Origin of the sequence: Colwellia sp. MB3u-55, assembly GCF_014076785.1 — a bacterium.
Taxonomy (GTDB): Bacteria; Pseudomonadota; Gammaproteobacteria; order Enterobacterales; family Alteromonadaceae; genus Colwellia_A.
This window is the reverse complement of record NZ_JACGUS010000101.1, coordinates 103,429-109,452: the sequence shown is the minus strand read 5'-3', so window position 1 is coordinate 109,452 and position 6,024 is coordinate 103,429. Positions and strand designations below refer to the sequence as shown.

General features: G+C 34.7%; 10 protein-coding genes. 2 read left to right on the top strand and 8 right to left on the bottom strand.

The genetic code is table 11. The annotated features are described in order from the left end of the window. The 8 genes from H4J66_RS05900 to H4J66_RS05865 form a co-directional block, all read right to left on the bottom strand. A partial coding sequence (locus tag H4J66_RS05900) for a Bor/Iss family lipoprotein (RefSeq protein WP_182171787.1) occupies window positions 1–231 on the bottom strand: 231 nt, incomplete at its 3' end. A gap of 117 nt (window positions 232–348) precedes the next feature. Then, window positions 349–681: a quaternary ammonium compound efflux SMR transporter SugE gene (gene sugE, locus H4J66_RS05895; RefSeq protein ID WP_182171784.1), complete on the bottom strand. Its 333-nt coding sequence runs from the start codon at window positions 679–681 to the stop codon at window positions 349–351. 112 nt (window positions 682–793) lie between these two features. Further along, a complete protein-coding gene (locus H4J66_RS05890; RefSeq protein WP_182171781.1) occupies window positions 794–1,264 on the bottom strand; it encodes a hypothetical protein in 471 nt (156 codons plus the stop codon). A 149-nt stretch (window positions 1,265–1,413) separates the two neighbouring features. Beyond that, the gene (locus H4J66_RS05885) at window positions 1,414–1,881 is read right to left on the bottom strand and encodes a hypothetical protein (RefSeq protein ID WP_182171778.1); all 468 of its coding nucleotides are present in this window, start codon (window positions 1,879–1,881) and stop codon (window positions 1,414–1,416) included. Between the two features lie 129 nt (window positions 1,882–2,010). After that, window positions 2,011–2,283 carry a hypothetical protein gene (locus H4J66_RS05880; RefSeq protein ID WP_182171775.1) on the bottom strand — a complete coding sequence of 91 codons (273 nt, stop codon included), beginning with the start codon at window positions 2,281–2,283 and terminating at the stop codon, window positions 2,011–2,013. Window positions 2,284–2,373: 90 nt separating this feature from the next. Then, window positions 2,374–2,820, bottom strand: coding sequence for a hypothetical protein (locus H4J66_RS05875; protein ID WP_182171772.1), 447 nt, complete (start codon window positions 2,818–2,820; stop codon window positions 2,374–2,376). A gap of 666 nt (window positions 2,821–3,486) precedes the next feature. Next, entirely contained in the window at window positions 3,487–3,693 is a 207-nt protein-coding gene (locus H4J66_RS05870; protein ID WP_182171769.1) for a hypothetical protein, read from the bottom strand. A 370-nt stretch (window positions 3,694–4,063) separates the two neighbouring features. Continuing rightward, on the bottom strand, window positions 4,064–4,372 hold the full coding sequence (locus H4J66_RS05865; RefSeq protein ID WP_182171766.1) for a hypothetical protein: 309 nt from the start codon (window positions 4,370–4,372) through the stop codon (window positions 4,064–4,066). Between the two features lie 494 nt (window positions 4,373–4,866). On the opposite strand from H4J66_RS05865, the gene H4J66_RS20740 reads away from it, so the two are divergent. After that, window positions 4,867–5,181: a phage integrase N-terminal SAM-like domain-containing protein gene (locus H4J66_RS20740; RefSeq protein WP_259369063.1), complete on the top strand. Its 315-nt coding sequence runs from the start codon at window positions 4,867–4,869 to the stop codon at window positions 5,179–5,181. Further along, the gene (locus tag H4J66_RS20735; RefSeq protein WP_259368599.1) at window positions 5,150–5,635 is read left to right on the top strand and encodes a tyrosine-type recombinase/integrase; all 486 of its coding nucleotides are present in this window, start codon (window positions 5,150–5,152) and stop codon (window positions 5,633–5,635) included. The genes H4J66_RS20740 and H4J66_RS20735 overlap by 32 nt, the downstream gene beginning before the upstream one ends. Window positions 5,636–6,024: the final 389 nt, after the last annotated feature.

The window sequence follows — 6,024 nt, the reverse complement described above, 5'->3', positions numbered from 1 at the left end:
ACCATCAGAAAATGTTTGTTGTGATTGCATTTGCAATGGTTCATTTTTGTTACAAACTTTCAGAACATCAACACGATGTTCTCCAGATAGCCCCCATAAATAAAATGGTTTTGAATCCAGGTATGTGGGTTTATTGACAAGTTTATTTTGCCCTTCCGGTTTTATAGTAACCGTTGAGCAAGCAGTGATCCCCACTAAAAGTACACTTAAAATTAAACTACTTTTTTTCATAATTACTCCATATGATGATTTAAAATATAACGCCACATTAAGCGGCAAAAAATTGTTGGCTACAATGTTAAACGAAGTGAAAACAGCCAACTGTTTTTTGTCCGTTTGAATGCCTCGTTATACAACGGTTGAACCTGAATCCAATAGTTTTAAACCTGCTATGCCAAGGATAATTAAACCTATGCATGCGATTCGTTTGATGTCGGCTACTTCGTTAAACCAAACGATACCAACGATTGCCACACCTACAGCACCAATACCAGTCCAAACTGCGTAAGCATTTCCCATTGGAATTGTTTTTAATGCATAAGAAAGACAACCAAAACTGATCCACATGGCTGCAATCGTTATTACAGAAGGCCATAATTTAGTAAAACCTTCTGTTTGTTTAAGACCAACTGCCCATACGATCTCAAATAAACCGGCAATGGCTAAAACAATCCAGCCCATCGTAACTCTCCTTAGTTGTATAATGCCCCATTAACAGGCAAATGATAGTTGGCTAAAATAAGCGACGAAGGAGTAAATAGCCAGCTGTTATTTGTCCTGCTTGAATGGCTTGTTATATTTTTACTTCGCTAATTTGAATAGGTGTTTTACCTATTATTTGGTTAATATTCTTACCTGTTTGCTGATGGATTGCTATAAAATACTCCATTGGGTACTTAATATTAGATAACTGCTCTTTAGAAGGTGAAAATGTTTTATCTAGTACAGTGGGCCATGTAATTGATATTTCGCCTTTAGCTTTATTTAACATACAAGGTGATCGCTTACCTTTTTGAATGGATGTTGTAGTTCCATCCAAAGCTAAGAACTGCACGGAGCAGCTATATAAATCATTCCCATTGGCATATTTAGATATTTGGTAGTTAAAAGATAATTTGAGTTTATGTTGCCCTTTTTTTAAATTATGAATTTCATTAACTTCAAGGTTTGATATAAAAGCCTCTCCCATTTCGAAGTCCGAATAATTAGTTGAGGCACAACCCACTAGAGTTAAAAAAGCAATTGAAGTAACAAGTTTTTTCATTTCATTTTCCTTAATGATTAATTTACACCTAAGTGGTGTGATAAAAATATAACACCCTGTTAACAGGCAAAAAATAGTTGGTTAAAATTAGCGATGGCAGAGCAAAAACCAACTATTTTTTATCCTTGTTTAACAGCTTGTTATGTGTTTTATTCACCAAGCCATTTTAGCTTTGCAGTTTTGTCTATTTTATTGAATTCAGCCTCAGTTATTTTTCCATTAGCTAAGTCATCTTCGGCAGCCCATATAACTCTGATATATTCAAATTCTGTTGCTGCAAGAATATAACCTAATTTTCTTTCCGTTATTTTACCACTATGAAATTGGCTCATCGCTAACTTTTTATTCCACGACTGACCTTTTGGAGGATATGCTAGTGTAAAGTCAATAGTGAGCAACCTTTCATCAGATATTGTGTAGCCTTTAGCAATTGAATCTTTCGCGCATTCATACAACACATAATCAATAGAATCTTGTAGGCCATAGAAATGCCAATCAAAACCAGCATTACAACCACCTACAATTTTTCCTTCTTTATCACTAATATCAATTACTCTTTCAGCGCAACCTGAAAGAAAGCATAATATGATGATTATTTTTAATATATTTCGATACATCGACTAACTCTTCTAAACACATAACGCCACATTAAGCGGCAAAAAATTGTTGGCTACAATGTTGAACGAAGTGAAAACAGCCAACTGTTTTTTGTCCGTTTGAATGCCTTGTTATCTATACATTGCAACTTACTGCTTTTTAAACCTTTTGCCAAATAAAATCGTAAATAACTTTTTAGGCATATACCCAAATAGAGTTGTATATGTAAAAGCGATAGCAACAATTAAAATTAAAATAACAACAGGAAGAATGATTAAAGGAATACTCCAATCGAATGGAATAACATCTGAGTTAAATGACTCAAGTTCAGATTGAACAATAGTTATGACCGCATACCAAGCAGAAACAGAAAGCCCCAATGTTAAAACTCTAAATATTGGTCTAACTTCATTATCATTCATATGCGACAAAACATCCCTGTATAGCTAACGCCTCGTTAAGAGGCAATAAATAGTGGGCTAAAATGGAGCTAAGCGAACAGCCCGCTGTTTTTAGTCCTGCTTTAATGCCTTGTTAGTTGCGCTGTTGAACACATCAAATTTAGTAATAATGTAAATAGGTTTTTCATTACAGTCGACTTTATAAATATACTGCTTTTTAAGTAAAGTGACTTTTTCTTTTATAAAGCTAATTTGCTCCCATGGAATTAAAAACTTTTTAGGAAATAATAAAATTAGCATTCTTTCTTGGCCTATAAACAAACCTTGATCAAATGATTTAATAGTTAGCCAAGAACGATATTCATCGTTTTTCCCAATAGAGAACTCTATATCATTTGTTAGGTTAATATCTCTTAATTTAAATAATGAACGATCCGAAACATTTAAGCCCGTTTTATATTTTTTAGCTAATTTTGGATAAATTCCAATAATACTTTGTACGTAATTAACTAGCACAAAGAATATAATAAAAAGAACTAAACCTATAACAAAATTCATTCTTTAAAAGCTCCAAGCTTATTTCAAGCTGCAAAGTAAACTAAAGCCAACTAAAGCCAACTAACGCCTCAATAAGAGGAAATTTATAGCTGGCTAAAATGTTGAACGCAGTGAAAACAGCCAGCTGTAAATTTTCCTGCTTTATTGACTTGTTATATGCCATTTACACAATTAATCGAAGATTGAAAAACCACCAGCTAAAAAAACAAATAAAATTATTAGAGTTATATTAAGGTAAATTGCCTCTGCCCAGGGCTTAGAGTCGGATACCATTAATTTATGTAGCGCCGCTAAAAGTGGGATCTTACGGATAATTGATTCCATTTGAAAGCGAGATAACGTGATGCACCAAAGAAGAAAAACAGCTAACGAACAAAGAAGCAAAGGTAAGTAAATTATCCAAGAATCTTTAGGGGATATTTCACCTTCTGGTACAAAATATAATCCCAAAATACCAGCGAATAGCAGTATAACGAACAATACAGTAAATATAAGACTATATGATCTTATAGAAACTTGAATCCTTGAGTAAATATTCGGTGTTGGCACGGTGCCTCCATGGCATATAACGCCCAAATAACGGGCTAAATATAGTTGGCTAAACTTGAGCGTAGCAAAAAAAGCCAGCTGTATTTAGTCCTGTTGATTTGCTTGTTAGGCACGTATTTAGCCACGACGTAAAATAGTGGAGACAAAGCGACTTGATACTGCCCACTGACTTTGCCAATAGCCATTAAACTTTGGTAAATCGTCATCTGCATCATCAACCCGCCGATCATAAAACAAATGCAGAACAGCTTTAGGCAATTCATATTCTTTGAAAAAATTAGCTGCGGGGATAAAGGACAAGCCAAAGGCTGGAGCTAAAGGCAAAAATGCTACCACGGGGCTGTTGCATGAAGGACAAACTCCTCGGTTTACTGCAGGAGGAAAACTATGTTTAGCGAATCGAATTGTAGGATTAATAGGTTTGATCACCTGATTAGATCTTACTGCAACAATATCAGCGAACGGCTGACGATACACCCCTTGGCAAATCTTGCAATGGCAGATAAATCGAATTACGGGATGATTTTTGACTATTACCTCACTCTCTCTGCATGGACATGAACAAGATGTTTGCATGGAGCCTCCTTCTGATTATCGGTATAAGTGCCTAACGCCTCATTAAGAGGCTAAAAATAGTGGGCTAAAATGGAGCGAAGCGAACAGCCCGCTGTTTTTAGTCCTTTTGAATGACTTGTTATGTTTCGAGTTCACCTAACCGTTTATTTATTGAATCCGCGTCTAGATGCTTAGCTAAAATAGGCCAGCATTTCCTGCTAGATTTTATTGTAATAAAGATACCTAAAAAAGCGCCAAGTAAAAGAGAAATAAATATTAATAAAATAGGTGGAATCATCTCTCTTTGAAATAATTGCAACATGGTAATTATTATAATAACTACCGCCAACCAAATACCTAAATATATCAACTTCGCTGGTGCTTTATATTTCTCAGGGGACTTCAACCTTTTTGAAATAACGGTCAGATATGATTTTTCTGCTTGCATACTAAGATACTCACCCTTTTGAAAGAAACATAACAGCTTATTATGGATACTTCTCAGTAATGTCCGTTCCATAATTTTTATTAATTATCACTTAATGTTTCACAATTTCAATAAATTAGAAAGATTAATTTAACTAAAACTTATTGTGTTCGGATATTACTGAGAAGTCTCAGTAATATCCTACCAACACACAAAAAAAAAAGCGTTTCTATTCAGTAAGATAACTTGAAATTTTACCGGTATATCAGGGTTTTGGTCATTTACTGAGACTTCTCAGTAATATCCATTTGATAAAATATTTGATCTTTATTTAATTGAAACCTATAACTGTGTATAAGCACAGTTATAGGTTGGTAATAATGTCTACATCGCATTTTATTGAAAGTATCCGTCATATCCTTCGTACAAAACATTACAGTATCCAAACTGAAAAAGCGTATTTTCTTTAGATTAAACGCTTCATTCTTTTTAACCAAAAGCGACACGCCAAAGATATGGGAGAGCAAAAAGTAAGTAATTATCTCAATTACTTAGCTGTTGATGGGCAAGTAACGTCTTCAACCCAAAACTTAGCGTTATGCTCAATTGTTTTCATGTACAAGCATGTATTTAAAAGAGAACTAACCCTCTTATCTGATAAGGTTAGGGCTAGAGCGCCTACTAGGATGCCAATGGTATTATCAAACCAAGAGGCTACTGCTATTATCAAAGAATTAAAGCCTCTGTACCACCTTATTTTCAGCTTGTTATATGGGTGGATTAAGAAAAGCAGAACTATTGAGATTGCATATCAAAGATATCGATTTTGACGGTAATTCAATTTACGTTTTTAGGTGGAAAGGGGCTAAAAACAGAATGACCTTATTGCCTAAAATACTCATAGAGCCACTTAAGGCCCAAATAGATAAAGTCGAAGACTTGCATAGTAAAGATTTAGCTGAAGGAGAAGGTAAAACGAGTTTGCCTTCAGGATTATCACGCAAATACTCAAAAGCAATTACTCAGTTTAAATGGCAATATTTATTTCCCTCAACCGTGAGGTGTAAGCATCCAATGGACGGCTATTTTTGTCGTCATCACTTACATTGGACCTCATTAACCAAAGCTCTGAGATCTGCCGTTGTGAAAACTGATATTAGAAAGCATGTCACAGCACATACTTTCAGACACAATTTTGCGACTCAGTTACTGTTAAATGGAGCTGATATTAGAACGGTACAAGGATTACTTGGCCAATTACATGAATATAGATTTGAAGACTAATCAAATCTATATTCATGTAATTTTTCAGCATTCTTCAGTGACTCTTAGCCCCATTGATAGATAACTTAACCATTAGAAAAAGTATCTTTTTTTTTATTTTGCTGATGCCCTCAGTTAGCATTGACTGTTTGATGATGAATGACCGCTGTGGTGGCTTTTGTTGACTATCAAGATGAAGGTAGCTAACGTCTAATGAACACTAATAACAGCTCGGGAATCCATTGATGTTAACGTCCGCTTTCGTATCTTTGCTGACCTTGCTGGATCGTTGACGAGTTACAAAATTTTTATCAGGTATAACTTGAATGTTAAATTTCCTAATCGTGTGACGCATTTCTCATTATTTGTGACGAACCACGTAACTTATTGCAGACAATTGCATTTTTGAT

Bases quoted from the DNA above. Each gene is read 5' to 3' on its own strand.
- sugE (WP_182171784.1), bottom strand. From the start codon at position 681: ATGGGCTGGATTGTTTTAGCCATTGCCGGTTTATTTGAGATCGTATGG.
- H4J66_RS05890 (WP_182171781.1), bottom strand. From the start codon at position 1,264: ATGAAAAAACTTGTTACTTCAATTGCTTTTTTAACTCTAGTGGGTTGT.
- H4J66_RS05885 (WP_182171778.1), bottom strand. From the start codon at position 1,881: ATGTATCGAAATATATTAAAAATAATCATCATATTATGCTTTCTTTCA.
- H4J66_RS05880 (WP_182171775.1), bottom strand. From the start codon at position 2,283: ATGAATGATAATGAAGTTAGACCAATATTTAGAGTTTTAACATTGGGG.
- H4J66_RS05875 (WP_182171772.1), bottom strand. From the start codon at position 2,820: ATGAATTTTGTTATAGGTTTAGTTCTTTTTATTATATTCTTTGTGCTA.
- H4J66_RS05865 (WP_182171766.1), bottom strand. From the start codon at position 4,372: ATGCAAGCAGAAAAATCATATCTGACCGTTATTTCAAAAAGGTTGAAG.
- H4J66_RS20740 (WP_259369063.1), top strand. From the start codon at position 4,867: ATGGGAGAGCAAAAAGTAAGTAATTATCTCAATTACTTAGCTGTTGAT.